Raw genomic sequence first — 18,599 nt, 5'->3', positions numbered from 1 at the left:
CGTTGAACATCCTTATCAGCGGCAAAACCGGCCAGGTTGCCGTTGAGTTGCAAAAGTACCTTGCCGGTCTGGGCAACCTGATTGTGCTGGGCCGCGATGTACTCGATCTGAGCCAGCCCGAGCAAATCCGTGCCCAGGTGCGGGCGCACAAGCCGGACTTGATCATCATTGCCGCAGCTCACACTGCCGTGGATCAGGCTGAAAGCGAGCCGGAACTGGCCTTTGCCATCAACGCCACCGCACCGGGTGTGTTTGCTGAAGAAGCGGCGGCCCTGGGCATCCCCTTGATTCACTACTCCACCGACTACGTGTTTGATGGCAGCAAACCTGCGCCCTACACCGAAGACGACGCCACCAACCCGCTCGGCGTATACGGCAAAAGCAAGCTGGCGGGAGAACTGGCCATCGCGGCGAGCGGTGCCCGACACTTGATCCTGCGCACCAGTTGGGTGTACTCGACCCATGGTAAAAACTTCCTGCTGACCATGCAGCGCTTGCTGCAAGAACGCCCGGAATTACGCGTAGTGGCTGACCAGATTGGCGCACCGACCTGGGCCGGCACCATAGCCCGAAGCACGCGGGCATTGATCGAGCGCTGGCAAGCCGGTGAAACCGGGGCATGGGGCACCTACCACCTGACTGCTCAGGGTGAAACTTCGTGGTTTGGCTTTACCCAGGCCATCGCCGCGCACCTGAGCGCCCAGGGCAAGGCCTGCGCGACGCTGGAACCCATTCCTGCCAGCGCCTACCCGACACCCGCAGCACGGCCGCAAAACTCGCGCCTGGATTGCAGCAAGCTGGCCCGCGAATGGCAAGTCACCCAACCCGAATGGACCGCCGCGCTGAGCGATTGCGTGGCCGAGCAACCACGCTAACGCCAATCCCCTTGTGGGAGCGGGCTTGCTCGCGATGACATCACTGCGGTCTGCCTGACAAACCGCGCCGTTTGCATCGCGAGCAAGCCCGCTCCCACAGGGTTCGTTGGGTATACTGCGATGTATTCTTGCAGCGCAGCTCAACGATGATCACCTCTTCCTCAGTTCCTCGCAGACCCCGCTGGCGTAGCCTGGCCTTATTGGCGCTGTGCCTGGCGCCTTTGCTGTGGCCGCTGCAACACCTGGCCGAGCGCTATTACCGCAGCGAACTGGCCGGGCAAAACCGCCAGACGCTCGACCTGTACGTGGCCAACCTGCTGGGCACGCTGCATCGCTATGAGGTGCTGCCGCAGATTCTGGGCCAGTTGCCTGACCTGCGCGAGCTGCTGGCTGACCCGGAAAGCCCGCAAGCCCTGAGTAAAGCCAATCAGTTGCTCAGTGAAATCACCAGCCAGACCGGCGCTGAAGTCATGTACCTGGTGGATGCTCATGGTGACACTATTGCGACGTCGAACTGGAATAAAAGCGATAGTTTTATCGGACGTAACTTTGCCTTCCGCCCCTATTTCAGCGAAGCGATGCAAGGCAAGCTCGGGCGCTTTTTCGGCCAGGGCACGACCTCCGGAAAACGCGGCTACTACTTTGCCGCACCGGTTGAGGTAGACAACCAAAAGCTTGGCGTACTGGTGGTCAAGGTCGACCTCGACCACACCGAGCGACTCTGGGGCAAAACACCGGAACAACTGTTGCTGACCGACAGCAATGGTGTGGTCATTCTCACTTCGCGCCCTGAATGGCGCTTCAGGTCCACCCGTGATCTGTCTGAGGAAGAACGTCAGGCCATTTTCGCCATTCTCCCCTACCCCACCAGTGACCCCAAGCCCCTGGCGCTCGACCCCAGTGCCTGGCTGGTACAGACACAAACCATCGACGAAACCGGCTGGCAGGCGAACATTCTTGCCCCTCGCACATTGATCGACCGCTCGGTGCGCACCGTGCTGGCCATCGGCGGCGCCACCTTGCTGGTGGTCATGCTGTTGATCGGTTTGATGATGCAGCGCCGGCGTCATTACCTGGATCGCATTGCATTTGAAGCCAAGGCCCGCCGCGAGCTGGAAATGCGTGTGGCAGAGCGCACCAGCGACCTTGAAGGGCTAAACCGGCGTCTGCGTGAAGAGGTACTGGAGCGCGAACATGCGCAACAGGAACTGGTGCGCGCCCAGGACGATCTGGTGCAGGCAGGCAAGCTGTCGGCGCTGGGCACCATGTCGGCCAGCATCAGCCACGAACTCAACCAGCCGCTGGCGGCTATCCGCAGTTATGCCGAAAACGCCGAAGTGTTGCTCGACCACCAACGTATCGACGATGCCCGCGGCAACCTCAAGCTGATCAACGAACTGACCGGCCGCATGTCCTCCATCATTGCCCACCTGCGCGCCTTCGCCCGCCGCGATCGCCACGCACCGGAAAGCGTCGCCCTGCAACCGGCGCTGGACGATGCCCTGGCGTTGCTGGCCAAGCGTCGACGCAGCATGGAAGTCGAACTGATCCGTGACTTGCCCGCCGCCACGCTCTGGGTTGAAGCCGGTGAAACACGCCTGCGTCAGGTACTGGGTAACCTGCTGGCCAACGCCCTCGATGCCTTGACCGAAAAAGGCCCGCCCCGGCGCTTGTGGCTAAGTGCCCAATCCACGCCGGAAGGCGTCACTGTGTACATTCGCGACAACGGCCCGGGTTTTTGCATGGAAGCGCTGGGCCGCGCCGGTGAGCCTTTCTATACCACCAAGACCCGTACTCAGGGGCTGGGCCTGGGGCTGGCCATTTGCGACACACTGATCCGCGCCTTTGGTGGCGAATTGTTGTTCGCCAACCACAAAGAAGGCGGCGCATTAATTACCTTACGCCTGCGCGCAGGTGCGCCAGGTGTGAGCTTGCAAGCTTCAGAGGACTCCAGGTCATGAGCCAGCCCATCGATCCGCACGTTCAGGTCATCCTGATCGATGATGACCCGCATCTGCGCCAGGCTTTGTATCAGACCCTGGACCTGGCCGGGCTCAAGGTGCTGCCACTGGCCGAAGCCAACGGCCTGGCCGAGCGTATCGGCCGGGACTGGCCGGGTGTGGTAGTCAGCGATATCCGCATGCCGGGCATGGACGGTCTTGAGCTGCTGGCGCAACTGCATGGCCAGGACCCGGAACTGCCGGTGCTGCTGATTACCGGTCACGGCGATGTGCCGCTGGCGGTGCAGGCCATGCGTGCAGGTGCCTATGACTTTCTCGAAAAGCCCTTTGCCAGTGACGCCCTGCTCGACAGCGTGCGTCGTGCTCTGGCCTTGCGCGCTCTGGTTATGGACAACCGCAGCCTGCGCCTGGCTCTGAGCGATCGCCAGTTGCTGAGCTCGCGGCTGGTGGGGGTATCACCGGCCATGTTGCGCTTGCGCGAGCAAATCGGCGCTCTGGCCGCCACCAAGGCCGATGTGCTGATCCTCGGCGAGACCGGCTCGGGCAAAGAAGTGGTTGCACGGGCGCTGCATGATTTATCGGCGCGGCGTAACGGCCCGTTTGTGGCGATCAATGCCGGGGCCCTGGCTGAATCCGTGGTTGAAAGCGAACTGTTCGGGCATGAGCCGGGGGCCTTTACCGGCGCGCAGAAGCGGCGCATTGGCAAGTTCGAGTTCGCCAATGGCGGCACCCTGTTCCTCGACGAAATCGAGAGCATGAGCCTGGACGTGCAGGTCAAATTGCTGCGTTTACTGCAAGAGCGCGTGGTCGAGCGCCTGGGTGGGAACCAGCTGATCCCGCTGGATATCCGGGTGATCGCCGCCACCAAGGAAGACCTGCGCCAGGCCGCCGATCAGGGCCGCTTCCGCGCCGACCTGTATTACCGCCTCAACGTAGCGCCCTTGCGCATCGCCCCCCTGCGTGAGCGGGGTGAAGATGTGCTGATGTTGTTCGATTATTTTGCCGGCGAAGCCAGCGTGCGCCATGACCTGACGCCCAACGTGCTGCAACCGGCGCAGCGGGCTTTATTGTTGCGCCACACCTGGCCTGGCAACGTGCGCGAGCTGCAAAACGTCGCCGAGCGCTTTGCCCTGGGCCTTGAATTGGCTCTGGATAACTCCGCTGAAGGCCAGCCAGCAGCGGGCAATGAAGTAGCTGGCGGCTTGAGCGAGCAGGTCGAGCACTTCGAGAAAAGCCTGATCGCCGCCGAGCTTGAACGCACCCACAGCTCCATGCGCAGCCTGGCCGAAGCACTGGGTGTGCCGCGCAAGACCCTGCACGACAAGCTGCGCAAGCACGGGCTGAACTTCGACAGCGCCAGCCATCCACACCCAGATGAACTTGATTAAAGAGGCCGCAGCATGAACCGCGACAGTCGTTATCTGGAGTCAGTTCTTCATCACGACATCCCGCTGACCCGGGAAATGGGTCTCAAGGTACTGGGCTGGCAAGACCGGCAGTTGCGTCTGCAGTTGCCGCTTGAAGCCAATATCAATCACAAGAGCACCATGTTCGGCGGCAGCCTGTACTGCGGCGCAGTGCTGGCGGGCTGGGGCTGGCTGCATTTGAGCCTGCGCGAAGCGGGAATCGAAGACGGGCATATCGTGATTCAGGAAGGTCATATCAGCTACCCGCTGCCCGTGACCGAGGACGCCATTGCGGTATGTGATGCGCCAGATGATGCGCAATGGAACAGGTTTTTGGCCATGTACAAACGCTACGGCCGCGCGCGGCTGACCCTGGAAACGCGGGTAGTCAATGTTCAGGGCGGGGAAGATGCGGTGAGGTTTAGCGGGCAGTACGTGTTACACCGCTAACTCGATTTTTGTGGGAACGGGCTTGCTCGCGATGGCCGCAGCGCGGTCTGGCTGAAAGACCGCAGCGCTTGCATCGCGAGCAAGCCCGCTCCCACAGGGTTGGATTAGCGTTGCGCCAGATCCAGCAATTTTTCGCGCCAAGGCGCCTGCGCCGGCAACGCCAGAAACGACTGATTGAGCAGCGACTCACGGGCCGGATAACTGAACGGTTCACCATCCAGTTGCAGCACCACACCACCAGCCCCTTCCAGCACACCCTGAGCCGCCGCCGTGTCCCACTGCGAAGTCGGCGCCAGGCGTGGATAACAATCAGCCGCTCCTTCAGCCAGCAAACAGAACTTCAAGGAACTGCCCACGCTGACCAACTTCAATTCGCCCAGATGCTCACTCAGCCCGGCCAGCAAGTGCTCCTGCTCAGGACTGGAATGGCGGCGGCTGGCGACTACGGTCAACGCCTCACCCGCAGGCGGTGTGTTTCGCACGCTGATGGGCACAGGTTCATCGCCCTCCGCCCGCCAGGCCCCCAGGCCCGCGCCGCCGTAGTAGCAACGACCGCTGGTGGGCATGGATACCACGCCAAACACCACACGACCCTGCTCGATCAACGCAATGTTGACGGTGAACTCTTCACTGCCGCAAATGAATTCCTTGGTGCCATCCAGCGGGTCAACCAACCACCAGCGCGTCCAACCCGCGCGCACGTCTTGCGCGATATTGGCGTCTTCCTCCGACAGTACCGGAATACTCGGGGCCAGCGCGGTGAGGCCATCAAGCAGGATGTGATGGGCGGCCAGATCAGCGGCCGTGACTGGCGAATCATCGGCCTTGGCACTGACTTCAACGCCCGCTCGCCAGAACGGCAAAATCGCGTCGCCAGCGGCATGGGCCAGTTTGATCACGCCTTCAAGCAAAGGATGGGGCAAGACACTCACGGCTGGAATGCTCCACGCTGGGTCAGCAGATCGCGGGCCAGATACAGCGCGGCCAGGGCACGACCTTCGCTGAATTGCGGGTTAAGCACCAGGCTCGACAGCTCACGCAGGTTGACCCGATCAACGCGCATCGGCTCAGGTTCGTCGCCTTCCAGATGCTCTTCGTAAAGATCGGTAGCCAGGACCACCTGAATTTTTTGACTCATATAGCCGGGGGACAGGGACAGCTCGGTCAAATGCTCGAGCTGGCGAGCACCGAAACCGGCCTCCTCCTTGAGCTCTCGTTCAGCCGCAGCCAACACATCTTCGCCCGGCTCGATCAGGCCCTTGGGCAGCGAAACTTCGTATTCATCAGTGCCGCCGCAATATTCTTCAACCAGAATCGCGTGCTCAGCATCGATCATGGCCACAATCATCACTGCGCCATAACCGTTGCCGCGCCCCACCAACCGTTCGTAAGTGCGCTCTACTCCATTGGAGAAGCGCAGTTGCACTTCTTCAACCCGAAACAATCGGCTACTGGCAACAATTTCACGGGCAAGTACGGTGGGTTTTTGGCGCATAGCGGCTCCTCAATATGAACGGGGTACTATACCCCGGCTTTTCCGATTGTCTGTGTCGGAAATTTTTACCTGTGGGAGAAGTTTTGCATGACCGTTTTACCTTGGCGCGACATTGATACCGTGCTGCTCGACATGGACGGCACGCTGCTCGACCTGCACTACGACAACCATTTCTGGCTGGAGCACCTGCCCCAACGCTATGCCGAGCTGCATGGCATCAGCCGGGCGATGGCGGATCTGGAACTGACGCCGCTATTTGAAGGCAACGCGGGCCAGTTGAAATGGTACTGCCTGGATTTCTGGAGCCGCGAGCTGAAGATCCCGGTGCGCGAACTCAAACTCGAAACCGCTCATCTGATTGCCTTGCGCCCCGATGCCGATACTTTTCTGGCAGCCATCAACAAAGCTGGCAAGCGGGTGATCATGATCACCAACGCGCACCGTGATTCGCTGTCGTTGAAAATGGAGCGCATTGAGCTGGCCCCGTATTTCGAGCGACTTATCAGTTCCCACGACTACGGTTATCCCAAGGAAAGCCCGGCGTTCTGGGATGCCCTGCAAGCAGATATCGGTTTTGACCCAGCCCGCAGCCTGTTTATCGACGATACCCTGCCAATTTTGCGCAGTGCCCGTGATTTTGGGGTGGCTCACTTGCTGGCAGTGAAACAGCCCGACAGCCAAAAAGGCCCGAAAGACACTGCAGAATTTGCTGCGCTGGGGGACTATCGCGAGTTGCTGGAAGGGCTGTGAATCTCTGAACCCGTGGGAGCGAGCCTGCTCGCGAAGTGCATTCGCGAGCAGGCTCGCTCCCACAGGGTAAAACGGTTTACTCGGGAATACGCAGCGTCTGGCCCGGATAGATTTTGTTCGGGTCCTTGAGCAACGGTTTGTTGGCTTCGAAAATCTTGTTGTACAGATTGGCGTTGCCGTACACCTGCAGCGAAATTGCGCTCAGGGTGTCGCCCTTTTTCACCACGACAAAACGCGAAGCCACAACAGCCGGGCCGGTCACGGTGATCTTGTCTTCAACACTGGCCACGCCTGCGATATTACCCGCCGCCAGGATGATTTTTTCTTTCTCTTCCTGGGTGGCCACTTCACCGCTGACTGTCACTTTGTCGCCTTCCACGGTAGCGGTGATGTTCGGATTGCCCAAGCCCACTTCCTGTACGTGCTTCTTGAGCTCCTCGCCCGCATTGGCGTTGCCCGGTGTCAGCAGGTCGATCAATTTTTCGCCGGCTTCTTTCACAAAGCTGAAAATACTCATACATCACGCTCCTAGGTTGGAAGATCCAGACTCAAGAGCGTAGACCATCTACGCCATGTGCAAGCGCGCTAGAATCGCCCGCTGAATTGCACCCGGAGCGACGATGGACATCAAACAGCTGAAATTCCTCATTGCCCTCGACGAAACCCGACATTTCGGTCAGGCCGCCGCGCGTTGCCATATCACGCAGCCCACCCTGTCCATGCGTTTGCGCAGCCTTGAACAGGAACTGGACTTGCAACTGGTCAATCGCGGACAGCGCTTCGAAAGCTTTACCGCACCTGGCGAGCGGGTGCTGGCCTGGGCCCGTACCGTGTTGGCCGCCTACGACGGTTTGCAGGCCGAAGCTGCTGCCTGTCGCGGTAACCTGATCGGTACTCTGCGCCTGGGCGTGGTGCCGCTGTCGAGTTTTGACCCCCTGCCGCTGTTGCAGCGTCTGCATCAGGAACATCCCGATCTGCGCTTCGAATTGTCAGCACTGAGCTCGGAACAAATCCTTGAGCAACTGGCCAGCAACCGGCTGGACGTGGGTGTCTCTTATCTTGAACGCCTTGACCAGGAACGTTTTGACTCCCTGGCCCTGGGCGAAACCCGCATGGGCCTGCTATACGACCAGCGGTATTTCAACTTCGGTGACCAGCCGCTTAGCTGGGAGGCGCTGACCAGCTTGCCGCTGGGCCTGCTCAGCAGCGGCATGCACTTTCGCCAGTCCATCGACCACAACTTCCACAGCCGGGGCCTTACGCCACAACCCCTGTTGCAAACCGATGCCGTTCATCAACTGTTACAAGCTGTCCACGGCGGGCTTTGTTGCGCGGTGATGCCCCTTGAGGGCGGGCTGGAAGCCCTGACCGACCACCTGCGCCTGCACCCCATAGAAGATGCACGCACCTTGGCCCGCCTGGGTTTGATCATGCGTCGTGAGGCACCGCGCTCAGCGCTGGCCGAAGCCTGTTTCGCGCTTTATCAGAAATCACCAAGCTCTTCTTGATCGACGCCATCTATCAATAGATCAGCACTAGCGATTAGACGCGACACTGTGTCGCGCCTAGGCTTAGAGCTCAATTGATTGTCGGTACTGCCTTATGAACGCCAAGCGCCCTCTGTGCGCGGCGCCTGCTTCTGTCACGCCCGCGCCTGCTGCCAGCCAGAGCTATGACTACGTCAACCTGGACCACAGTGGTGGTGCGCAAACTGCACTGGCCGAAGAGGTCGCCCTGGCGATTGCCTATAACGGCATCAGTCAGGCCGTGATGCTGGTCACACCCACTGACCTTGAGGACTTTATCGTCGGCTTCAGCCTGGGCAGCGGCATCATTCAAGACGCCAGCGAAATCTACGACCTCAAACTGACCGGTGCAGGGTCTGCCCAATACGCTCAGGTCGAAATCGCCAGCCGGGCGTTCTGGAACCTCAAGCAGCAACGCCGCCAACTGGCCGGCACCAGTGGGTGCGGGCTGTGTGGGGTGGAAGCGGTGGAACAGGCCTTGCCCGATCTCCAGGTATTGCCCGGCGCGCCTTTGCCACCGGCGCAGTGGCTGGAAGGCCTGCGCCAGCGCATCAGCGACTTTCAACCCTTGGGCCAGCACTGCGGCGCCGTACACGCTGCAGTCTATATGGACGGCCAGGGCCAGCTGCTGCTGGGTCGTGAAGACATAGGCCGGCACAACGCCCTCGATAAATTGATCGGTGCTCTGGTACGCCAGCAAATCGATCTGACGGGTGGCACAGCAATCGTCACCAGCCGTTGCAGCCTGGAACTGATTCAAAAAGTGCTGCGCGCCGGCATCCAGACCCTGATCAGCCTGTCCTCGCCCACGGGCCTGGCGCTGCAATGGGCGCGGCGGCACAACCTCAACCTTATTCATCTGCCACAAAAAAGCGCGCCCAGGGTCTACAGCCCCGCGCAGGAGAAACAACCGTGAGCACACACCATCAAGCCGACAAAACCCCAACTCCCCGCTACAAGCCCTACAAAGGCCCGGCCGGTGGCTGGGGCGCGCTGATCAGTGTGGCGCAAGCCTGGTTGACCAGCGACAACGCACTGAAAAACCTGCGCATGATGCTCAAAACCAACCAGAACGGCGGCTTCGACTGCCCGGGCTGCGCCTGGGGTGATTCGCCGGAAAGCGGCCTGGTCAAGTTTTGCGAGAACGGCGCCAAGGCAGTGAACTGGGAAGCTACCAAGCGCCGGGTCGATGCGGCGTTTTTCGCCAAGCACAGCGTCAGCGCGCTGCTGGAGCAAAGTGATTACTGGCTCGAATATCAGGGCCGCCTGACCGAGCCCATGAGCTATGACCCGGAAACCGACCGCTACGTCCCCATCAGCTGGGATGCCGCCTTCGCCTTGATCGCCAGGCACTTGCTCAACCTGGCCAGCCCCAACGAAGCCGAGTTCTACACCTCGGGCCGGGCCAGCAACGAAGCGGCGTATTTGTACCAACTGTTTGTGCGCGCGTTTGGCACCAACAACTTCCCGGATTGCTCGAACATGTGCCACGAGGCCAGCGGCGTGGCCCTGGCGCAAAGCATCGGCGTGGGTAAAGGCACCGTGACCTTTGATGATTTCGAGCACGCGGATGCGATTTTTGTATTGGGGCAAAACCCCGGCACCAACCACCCGCGCATGCTCGAACCACTGCGCGAGGCGGTCAAGCGCGGCGCCCAGGTAGTGTGCGTCAACCCGCTCAAGGAGCGCGGGCTGGAACGTTTCCAGCACCCGCAGCATCCGTTGGAAATGCTCACCAACGGCGACCGTCCGACCAACACGGCCTACCTGCGCCCGGCACTGGGCGGCGACATGGCGCTGTTGCGCGGCATGGCCAAGTTCCTCCTGCAGTGGGAGCGCGATGCCCAGGCCGCAGGCGAACCGGCCGTGTTCGATCATGCATTTTTGAATGAGCACACTGCGGGCATTCTCGATTACATCTCCAGCCTCGACGACACCTCGTGGGACCATATCGTGGAGCAATCGGGCCTGACCCTTGTTGATATCGAACGCGCCGCACGCATGTACCTCAAGGGCAAGAACGTAATCATGTGCTGGGCGATGGGCATCACCCAGCATCGTCATTCGGTGCAGACCATCCAGGAAATCGCCAACCTGATGCTGTTGCGCGGCAATATCGGCCGCCCCGGCGCCGGCCTGTGCCCGGTACGCGGCCACAGCAACGTACAGGGCGACCGCACGATGGGCATCAACGAACGTCCGCCGGTGGCCTTCCTCGATTCGTTGGAGCGTCGCTTCCAGTTCAAGGTGCCCCGTGAAAACGGCCACAACGTGGTTGAAGCCATCCACGCCATGCTTGAAGGCCGAGCCAAGGTGTTTATCGGCCTGGGCGGCAACTTCGCCCAGGCCACTCCAGACAGCCCGCGCACCGCACAGGCCCTGCGCAATTGCGCCCTGACTGTACAGATCAGCACCAAGCTCAACCGCAGCCACCTGATGCACGGCAAACAAGCGCTGATCCTGCCATGCCTGGGCCGTACCGATATCGACATTCAGGCAGAAGGCCCGCAAGCGGTGACCGTGGAAGACTCGTTCAGCATGGTCCACGCCTCCAATGGCCAGTTGCAGCCACTGTCCAGGCAGATGCGCTCGGAGCCCGCAATCATTGCCGGCATTGCTGCGGCCACACTGGGCACCCACCCGATTGACTGGAACTGGGTCGTCGCTGACTACCGACGCATTCGCGACTTGATTGCCGACACCATTCCCGGTTTCAAGGACTTCAACACGCGCATCGAACACCCGGGCGGCTTCTATTTGGGCAACTCGGCCGGTGCGCGACAGTGGAACACGCCGTCCGGGCGCGCCAACTTCCGCCCCAACGCACTGCCTCAAGACCTGGTAGATGCCCGCACCCGCGCCACAGGCCGGCTGCCCGACCTGATCTTGCAGTCCATGCGCTCTCACGATCAGTACAACACCACTATCTATGGCCTCGATGACCGCTATCGCGGGGTCAAGGGCCAGCGTGATGTGCTGTTCGTCAACGAAGCCGACATCATCCGCCTGGGCTTCAAGCCGGGGCAGAAGGTCGATATCGTTTCGATCTGGGATGACCGGCACGAGCGCAGGGTGAAAAATTTCACCCTGCTGGCGTTTGATATTCCTGCCGGGCAAGCTGCGGCGTACTACCCGGAGGTCAACCCGCTGGTGCCTCTGGAAAGCACGGGCGATGGCAGCCATACGCCTACGTCCAAGTTCGTGGCGATTTGCCTGGAGGCAGCCAGCCCGTCAACGCTGATCATGGCTAAGGCCAGCTGAGCACTTTTTGTTCGTTTGTGGTGGGAGCGGGCTTGCCCGCGATGGCATCTCCGCGGTTTGACCGTCATCCCGCGGTGCCTGAATCGCGGGCAAGCCCGCTCCCACATTCAAGCAGCGCGCCTCTGAACTGCGGCCACAAAAAAGGCCGTTTTCCTACGAAAACGACCTAACCGAACTAGCTAACAGACCCTCGAAAACAGATTAAGTTCCCTAGTAAAAACAACAACTTATAGAATTGTGTACAACTCGTGCTACTCGTCGGATTTCGATTGTCACCAACCGCTTGCAGCCTCAGGATCGCGCCGTCATCTCTTTGAGGCTCATCCATGAAGCTCACCTCGATTCTCTTGTTGTCCCTTGGCCTGGTCAGTGGCGTAGCCTCGGCCGGTGGCACCACCGAAGCCGGTGTAGGCGGCGCATTAGGCGGGGTTCTTGGCGCCGTTGTTGGCCAACAGCTCGGCGGCTCGACCGGTTCTGCGATTGGTGCAGGTGTGGGTGGTGCGGCAGGTAGTGCCGTAGGTGCCGACAAACGCAGCCGTGGTGAAGCCGCCATTGGCGGCGCACTGGGTGCTGCAGGCGGTAACGTGCTGGGCCGCAGTGTCGGCGGCAGCACAGGCGCACTGGTGGGCTCGGCCGCTGGCGGTGGTGCCGGTGGCGCGCTGGGCAACTATATGGGCAATAAAAGCGACAGCGACGATCGCCGCTATCGTGACCGCGATAACCGTCGCTACTACCGCGACGATCATCGCGGCCGTGGCCACGCGTATGGCCATCGCAAAAACAAGCATCGTCACGACTGATGCGTACAACGGGAGCCGAAAGGCTCCCGTTTTTTTTACCTGCGCCTGCTCCGGGCAAATTGTTTCAATGCATTACGCCCGCCTGTTTTGCCCCTGATCATGCAATCTGCATGCACCGAAAAAACCAACCATTTGCAAGCCATTGAAAGATATGGAATTACCTGCAACACAGGGTTGGCACATCCCCTGCAATTACCTGAATGAACGCTGCACTTCCTACCATTCAGGAGCACAACAACAATGATCGGGACAACTGAACACTATCCCGCAGCCCTGCAAGATTCCTCCGGTCAATCCGGTGTTTCCTGGGCCGCCATCTTTGCCGGCGCCGCCACTGCTGCCGTCCTCTCCCTGCTGCTGCTGATGCTGGGGGCGGGGCTTGGGTTTTCTGCGGTTTCACCGTGGGCCAATGAAGGGGTGGGCGCCAAAGGCCTGGGTATTACCGCCATCGTCTGGCTGGCCGTTACCCAGATCATTGCTTCCGGCATGGGCGGTTATCTGGCCGGTCGTTTGCGGGTCAAATGGACCAACCTGCATGGCGATGAAGCCTACTTTCGCGACACCGCCCATGGTTTTCTGGCATGGGCCGTGGCCACGCTGGTAACCGCTACCCTGGTTGCAGGCTCGGTCAGCAGCGTGATCGGCAGCGGCGTTCAAGCCGGGGCCAGCGTAGCTTCAGGCGCCGCAACGGCGATCAGCAGTGCAGCCGGCAGTGCCGCAGCCAACAATGGCGACAAAGGTTCGGACTATTTTATCGACAGCCTGTTTCGCGATGACCGCGGCACCGCTGTCAGCGAAGACGCAGCCCATGGCACCGTGGCCCGCATCTTCGCCCACAGCCTGGCCAATGACGGCCAATTGAGCAGTGAAGACCGTACCTACCTGGCCCAAATCATCGCCCAGCGCACCAACCTCAGCCAACCTGAAGCCGAGCAACGGGTCGACCAGGTCTACGCCAAGGCCCATCAGGCTGTTGAAGAGGCCAAGGTAAAAGCCAAGGAAGCCGCTGATACCGCTGCCAAGGTCGCCGCCTGGTCCACCTTGTGGATGTTTATCACACTGCTGATCGGCGCTTTCTTTGCCAGCCTGTGCGCCACCTTTGGCGGCCGTCGCCGGGATGCCGTGACGTATCTGACCCCCACCACCACAACCCCGCTGGTTTAACCCGGGCTATTCGTTGACTGGAGAATAAAATGCGCTCACTTCTGCTGTTTTTCCTCGGTATTCCAATTCCGATCATTATTCTGATTGCGTTGTTTGTTCACTGATAACAGTGCGCAAACCCAGCCGACGGCCTTCCTTGAGAAGGCCGTTTTGTTTTCCGGGATTCAGACCGGCAGGCAGGTGGTGGACTTGATCTCGGACAACGCCACAATCGAATTCACCTCTTGAATGCCCGGCACCATCGACAGTTTCTCAAAGAAAAACCGCTCGTAGGCTTCGATATCAGCCGTCACGATACGCAGCAGAAAATCTACCGCTCCCATCAGCACATAGCATTCCAGCACTTCGGGGAAACCGCGGATCGCGTCAGTAAACTCGGTGAAGTTTGAGCGACCGTGTGCATTGAGTTTGATCTCGGCAAAAATTTGCGTATTGAGGCCGATTTTCTTGCGATCGAGCAAGGTGACCTGGCCACGAATGATGCCCTCGTCCTTCATCTTCTGGATCCGCCGCCAGCAGGGCGATTGCGAAAGCCCCACCTTCTCCGCGATCTGCGCGCTGGACAGCGAAGCGTCCTCTTGCAGCAGCGCCAATATGCGTCGGTCGTAAGCATCCAGCTCGCTTTGCATAAAAATACCCATTAATGAATAAGCTGAGACTTGTTCGAGTCTATTTATCGTCAATTCAAAACATCTTAGATAAAAAAATTCTCCCGCGACGTGTAAATATTTCTCCAGTCTGAACAGGAGCCATTGCATGCCGCATCTTGAAGTCATTACCCACGCCCCTCGCCCCGACGTATGGGCCAGCAATGCAGCCCCTTGCCAGGTGCTTTTCCGTATCCAGGCCGAAGCCGATGCCGACGTGCTGTGCCGGGTGCTCAATCTGTTTGCCCTGCAGCAACTGATCCCGCAGCAAGTGGATGTGGTACGTGACGGGGACACCTTGAGCATTGACATCCGCAGTCACGAACAGAGCTGGCACCGTGCCCGGATCATCGGCGAAAAACTGCGCAGCCTGATCAGCGTCTTCGACATGCAGCTGCAACCCGTGCAGGCCGCCAAGGACCCGGCAATGCAAGCTTGCGGGTAATAGTTCGCAACCATTGGTGGCAGGCGGGCCAACACGGCGCAACTAGGCTTTATCAGGTACATGGCCAGACAAGGACCTGTCTGCGCCGATGCCTCAAGGAGCCGTTATGCGCATCACCCCGTCCCATGACCGGTGGCTGAACCTCAACAATCTGTTATCCGCGCTGTTGGCGCAAAATCGTATCCAGCAAAGCTGCGCCACGCAGGCAATGGTACGCAGTCGCGAAGCGTCCAGTGCCACCCTCCACCCCCTGGTATTTCTTGCGCAGCAACAATTCTGCGATCCCGATCGGGGAGGCAGGATTCTCGATCTTGAAACCCTCACTGCCTGGCTCGCCAACCATGCAGGGCAACCCTACCTGCGCCTTGATCCGCTCAAGGTCGATGTCGCCACCGTGACCGGAGCAATGTCCTTTGCCTTCGCCCAGCGGCATGGAATCATCGCGGTGGCGGCCGATGCCTCAGCCATCACAGTTGCCAACACCCAGCCCTGGGTCAGCAGTTGGGAGGCCGATTTGCGCCAGTCGCTCAAGCGCCCTATCAGACGTGTCATTGCCAACCCCCTGGAAATCCAGCGCCTCAACGTAGAGTTTTTCCAGCTGGCCAAATCGGTCACTGGGGCTGTACTCAACGATCAGAAGACCAGCCCGCCGGCCAATTTCGAACAACTGCTGACCTTGGGCGCAGGCGAGCGGGAACCGGATGCCAACGATGCTCACATCGTCAATATCGTCGACTGGCTGTTTCAGTACGCCTTTGAACAACGCGCCAGCGATGTCCACCTGGAGCCCCGCCGTGAGCAGGGTTGCGTGCGCTTTCGGATCGACGGCGTGCTGCATGATGTTTACCACTTCCCGCCACAGGTAACGATGGCCGTTGTCAGTCGCCTCAAGAGCCTGGGCCGGATGAATGTTGCCGAAAAACGCAAACCCCAGGACGGCCGGATAAAAACCCGCCTGCCCCAGGGTGCTGAAGTGGAACTGAGGCTCGCCACCCTGCCCACGGCCTTTGGCGAAAAAATGGTGATGCGTATTTTTGACCCGCAGGTCCTGCTCAAAGATTTCGACCAGTTGGGCCTCTCCCCGAACGACTTGCAACGCTGGCAGCACATGACCACCCGGCCCAACGGCATTATTTTGATTACCGGCCCCACCGGCTCGGGCAAAACCAGCACCCTGTATGCAACGCTCAAGCAACTGGCCACCCCCAAAATCAACCTGTGCACCCTCGAAGACCCCATCGAAATGATCGAGCCGGCGTTCAATCAAATGCAGGTTCAGACCAACATTGACCTGACCTTCGCCAACGGTGTGCGGGCGCTGCTGCGCCAGGACCCGGACATCATCATGCTCGGTGAGATACGTGATCTGGAAACCGCCGAAGTGGCTGTTCAGGCTGCACTCACCGGGCATCTGGTGCTCTCGACCCTGCATACCAACGACGCTCCCGGCGCCATCAGCCGCCTGCAAGAACTCGGGGTTGCCCCCTATCTGATAAAGGCCACATTGCTGGGTGTCATGGCCCAGCGACTGGTCAGAACCTTGTGCCCGGAGTGCAAGACCGAACATCCGCCGGCTCCCGACGAATGGCAGGATTTTGCCCCGGCCTGGGCCGGGGCAGCACCGGACACAATCTGCCGGGCCGTTGGTTGTGCGCAGTGCCGCGAAACCGGTTACACCGGGAGGGTCGGTGTTTACGAAGTCATGGTCATAAGCGAAAAACTCAGGGGGCTGATTGGCCGCGAAACCGACCTCAACGCCATTCGTCGCCAGGCGGGTGCACAAGGAATGCTCAGCCTCAGGCTTGCTGCGGCCCTAAAAGTTGCAGACGGGGTGACCTCACTGCAAGAAGCACTGCGAGTCACCCCGCATGCTTGAGTTGTTTTGACTAAAATCCAGGGAGTTGGACAATTTTCTAGATCGCTACGCTTCACGCTCGTTTGTTTCTTACACCTCAAAAACAAGGAATGGTTATGCAAGTGGGTACTGTGATCCTGTTATTTGTCGCCCTGGCCATTGCCGTGCTCTTTATGGGCTTCAAGGTGGTGCCGCAAGGTTATCAATGGACGGTGGAACGCTTCGGGCGATACACCAATACCCTCAAGCCGGGCCTGAACATCATCATCCCGGTGATGGATCGTATCGGACGCAAGATCAACGTCATGGAAAGCGTGCTGGATATCCCCCCACAAGAAGTGATTACCGCCGATAACGCCACAGTACAAATCGATGCCGTGTGTTTCTTCCAGGTGGTCAACACGGCGCAAGCCGCCTATGAGGTCAACAACCTCGAGCATGCCATTCGCAACCTGCTGCAAACCAACATCCGTACCGTGCTGGGTTCCATGGAGCTGGATGCCATGCTCAGCCAGCGTGACGGCATCAACGAAAAACTGTTGCGCACCGTTGATGAAGCAACGGCACCGTGGGGCATCAAAATCACCCGTATCGAGATCAAGGACATCAGCCCGCCGGCCGACCTGATGGCCGCCATGTCCGGGCAAATGAAAGCCGAACGTATCAAGCGTGCGCAAATTCTTGAAGCTGAAGGGCTAAGGGCCGCAGCAATCCTCACCGCCGAAGGCAAAAAACAGGCACAGATCCTCGAAGCCGAAGGGGGCCGCCAGGCAGCGTTCCTCGAAGCCGAAGCCCGCGAACGCCAGGCCGAAGCCGAAGCCCGCGCCACACAAGTGGTGTCGGAAGCCATTGCCTCAGGCAACGTGCAGGCGATCAACTATTTTGTTGCACAAAAATATATCGATGCGCTGGGCAAACTGGCTTCTGCCAACAACAGCAAGGTCATCCTCATGCCGCTGGAAGCCAGCCAGGTGATCGGCGCCGTGGGAGGCATCAGCGAAATCGTCAAAGCCACCTTTGATACCAGGAAGGCCTGATACATGTGGGAGTTTCTGCAAGACCTGAACTTCTGGGACTGGCTGGCTCTTGGCACGGTGCTGCTGATTCTGGAGGTATTCGGCGCCGGTGGTTATCTGCTGTGGGTGGGCCTTGCCGCCCTGATTGTGGGCGGCTTGACGTTCCTGGCCCCGGAGCTGCCCTGGACACTGCAATTGCCGCTGTTTGGCGTGCTGGCGATCCTCACGGCGGTATTCTGGTGGCGGCGCCAACGTGGCACTGGGGAGAGTGGCGACCAGCCGAACCTGAACCGCCGCGGTCATGAGCTGATCGGCCGTACTTTTATCGTGCAACAGGCGATTGTCGAAGGGCGGGGCAAAATCAAGGTAGGGGACAGCGTATGGATGGCAGTAGGGCCTGACGCTCCGGTGGGAACATCGGTACGCGTAACCGAACAAAACGGAGCCGTGTTGAGCGTAGAAATTGTGCCGTAAGGTTACGGAACTCCTGCGCACTATTGGCAATCAAATGCTATAGCTAATCTATCCGGAGTCACCGTCATGCGTCTCAAATATGCTGTTGCCGCTATCGCCTTGCTGTCCCTGCCTGTTGGTTCGGCCATGGCCGACAGCTTCTGGCGTAATGTGCTGTCTTCCGGCGCAACCACCGGGTCCACTTACCTGACCTTCAAAAAAGACCGCAAAGTCATCGCAGCTCAAGATGACGCCGGCAGCTTTGTCGCCAGTAACGGATCAATTCGTGGCCCGTACCTGGAGTCGGCCATGCAACAAGTGCGCGCCGATAACCCGAACCTGAAAGTCAGCGATATGGACCTGGCTAACGCGATTCTGGTTAAAAACGCCACGGCTGAGTAAACACCTCCATCTGTGGATTCTCTGTTGCAGGTCAAGCCTTATTGTGGGAGCGAGCCTGCTCGCGAACGACCTTCGCGAGCAGGCTCGCTCCCA

At 59.7% G+C, this 18,599-nt stretch carries 19 protein-coding genes; 15 read left to right on the top strand and 4 right to left on the bottom strand.

Features of this window, described 5'->3' with window-relative positions:
* Positions 1–2 precede the first annotated feature (2 nt).
* From rfbD to GHO42_RS01635, 4 genes are all read left to right on the top strand, one after another.
* On the top strand, positions 3–875 hold the full coding sequence (gene rfbD, locus GHO42_RS01650; protein ID WP_153327188.1) for a dTDP-4-dehydrorhamnose reductase: 873 nt from the start codon (positions 3–5) through the stop codon (positions 873–875).
* Positions 876–1,021: 146 nt separating this feature from the next.
* On the top strand, positions 1,022–2,836 hold the full coding sequence (locus GHO42_RS01645; protein ID WP_095017781.1) for a cache domain-containing protein: 1,815 nt from the start codon (positions 1,022–1,024) through the stop codon (positions 2,834–2,836).
* Positions 2,833–4,224 carry a sigma-54 dependent transcriptional regulator gene (locus tag GHO42_RS01640; RefSeq protein WP_095000741.1) on the top strand — a complete coding sequence of 464 codons (1,392 nt, stop codon included), beginning with the start codon at positions 2,833–2,835 and terminating at the stop codon, positions 4,222–4,224. The genes GHO42_RS01645 and GHO42_RS01640 overlap by 4 nt, the downstream gene beginning before the upstream one ends.
* 12 nt (positions 4,225–4,236) lie before the next feature.
* The gene (locus GHO42_RS01635; RefSeq protein WP_095020115.1) at positions 4,237–4,692 is read left to right on the top strand and encodes a thioesterase domain-containing protein; all 456 of its coding nucleotides are present in this window, start codon (positions 4,237–4,239) and stop codon (positions 4,690–4,692) included.
* A gap of 104 nt (positions 4,693–4,796) precedes the next feature.
* Here the strand turns inward: GHO42_RS01635 and cysQ are convergent, their stop codons facing one another.
* A complete protein-coding gene (cysQ, locus tag GHO42_RS01630; RefSeq protein WP_095000739.1) occupies positions 4,797–5,624 on the bottom strand; it encodes a 3'(2'),5'-bisphosphate nucleotidase CysQ in 828 nt (275 codons plus the stop codon).
* Complete coding sequence (nudE, locus tag GHO42_RS01625) at positions 5,621–6,187, bottom strand: ADP compounds hydrolase NudE (protein WP_095000738.1); 567 nt, start codon at positions 6,185–6,187, stop codon at positions 5,621–5,623. Before nudE ends, cysQ begins: the two co-directional genes overlap by 4 nt.
* Before the next feature lie 87 nt (positions 6,188–6,274).
* Between nudE and yrfG the strand changes: the two genes are divergently transcribed.
* The gene (gene yrfG / locus GHO42_RS01620) at positions 6,275–6,937 is read left to right on the top strand and encodes a GMP/IMP nucleotidase (RefSeq protein ID WP_095000737.1); all 663 of its coding nucleotides are present in this window, start codon (positions 6,275–6,277) and stop codon (positions 6,935–6,937) included.
* Between the two features lie 76 nt (positions 6,938–7,013).
* Here the strand turns inward: yrfG and lysM are convergent, their stop codons facing one another.
* Positions 7,014–7,454: a peptidoglycan-binding protein LysM gene (gene lysM, locus GHO42_RS01615; RefSeq protein WP_095000736.1), complete on the bottom strand. Its 441-nt coding sequence runs from the start codon at positions 7,452–7,454 to the stop codon at positions 7,014–7,016.
* A 103-nt stretch (positions 7,455–7,557) separates the two neighbouring features.
* Between lysM and GHO42_RS01610 the strand changes: the two genes are divergently transcribed.
* The 5 genes from GHO42_RS01610 to GHO42_RS01590 all read left to right on the top strand — a co-directional run bounded on the left by GHO42_RS01610 (position 7,558) and on the right by GHO42_RS01590 (position 13,688).
* Positions 7,558–8,445: a LysR family transcriptional regulator gene (locus GHO42_RS01610; protein ID WP_095000735.1), complete on the top strand. Its 888-nt coding sequence runs from the start codon at positions 7,558–7,560 to the stop codon at positions 8,443–8,445.
* Positions 8,446–8,539: 94 nt separating this feature from the next.
* The gene (fdhD, locus tag GHO42_RS01605) at positions 8,540–9,379 is read left to right on the top strand and encodes a formate dehydrogenase accessory sulfurtransferase FdhD (protein WP_095020114.1); all 840 of its coding nucleotides are present in this window, start codon (positions 8,540–8,542) and stop codon (positions 9,377–9,379) included.
* Positions 9,376–11,724: an FdhF/YdeP family oxidoreductase gene (locus tag GHO42_RS01600; RefSeq protein ID WP_095031419.1), complete on the top strand. Its 2,349-nt coding sequence runs from the start codon at positions 9,376–9,378 to the stop codon at positions 11,722–11,724. Before fdhD ends, GHO42_RS01600 begins: the two co-directional genes overlap by 4 nt.
* A gap of 326 nt (positions 11,725–12,050) precedes the next feature.
* Positions 12,051–12,524 (top strand): glycine zipper domain-containing protein, encoded by a 474-nt coding sequence (locus GHO42_RS01595; RefSeq protein ID WP_095000732.1) that lies wholly within the window; start codon positions 12,051–12,053, stop codon positions 12,522–12,524.
* Positions 12,525–12,764: 240 nt separating this feature from the next.
* Positions 12,765–13,688 (top strand): hypothetical protein, encoded by a 924-nt coding sequence (locus GHO42_RS01590; RefSeq protein ID WP_095000731.1) that lies wholly within the window; start codon positions 12,765–12,767, stop codon positions 13,686–13,688.
* 164 nt (positions 13,689–13,852) lie between these two features.
* Here the strand turns inward: GHO42_RS01590 and GHO42_RS01585 are convergent, their stop codons facing one another.
* Positions 13,853–14,317 (bottom strand): Lrp/AsnC family transcriptional regulator, encoded by a 465-nt coding sequence (locus GHO42_RS01585; RefSeq protein WP_095000730.1) that lies wholly within the window; start codon positions 14,315–14,317, stop codon positions 13,853–13,855.
* Positions 14,318–14,444: 127 nt separating this feature from the next.
* On the opposite strand from GHO42_RS01585, the gene GHO42_RS01580 reads away from it, so the two are divergent.
* From GHO42_RS01580 to GHO42_RS01560, 5 genes are all read left to right on the top strand, one after another.
* Entirely contained in the window at positions 14,445–14,780 is a 336-nt protein-coding gene (locus GHO42_RS01580) for a hypothetical protein (RefSeq protein ID WP_095000729.1), read from the top strand.
* A gap of 106 nt (positions 14,781–14,886) precedes the next feature.
* The gene (locus tag GHO42_RS01575; protein WP_153327165.1) at positions 14,887–16,656 is read left to right on the top strand and encodes a GspE/PulE family protein; all 1,770 of its coding nucleotides are present in this window, start codon (positions 14,887–14,889) and stop codon (positions 16,654–16,656) included.
* Positions 16,657–16,751: 95 nt separating this feature from the next.
* Positions 16,752–17,672, top strand: coding sequence for an SPFH domain-containing protein (locus tag GHO42_RS01570; RefSeq protein WP_095000727.1), 921 nt, complete (start codon positions 16,752–16,754; stop codon positions 17,670–17,672).
* 3 nt (positions 17,673–17,675) lie between these two features.
* The gene (locus GHO42_RS01565) at positions 17,676–18,125 is read left to right on the top strand and encodes an NfeD family protein (RefSeq protein WP_095017786.1); all 450 of its coding nucleotides are present in this window, start codon (positions 17,676–17,678) and stop codon (positions 18,123–18,125) included.
* 66 nt (positions 18,126–18,191) lie between these two features.
* Entirely contained in the window at positions 18,192–18,506 is a 315-nt protein-coding gene (locus GHO42_RS01560; protein ID WP_095000725.1) for a DUF2388 domain-containing protein, read from the top strand.
* Positions 18,507–18,599: the final 93 nt, after the last annotated feature.

The sequence above is a fragment of the Pseudomonas sp. FSL R10-0056 genome, assembly GCF_009600105.1.
GTDB classification, from domain to species: domain Bacteria; phylum Pseudomonadota; class Gammaproteobacteria; order Pseudomonadales; family Pseudomonadaceae; genus Aquipseudomonas; species Aquipseudomonas bubulae.
The sequence above is the reverse complement of the archived record's forward strand: the minus strand, read 5'-3'. Positions and strand labels throughout refer to the sequence as shown.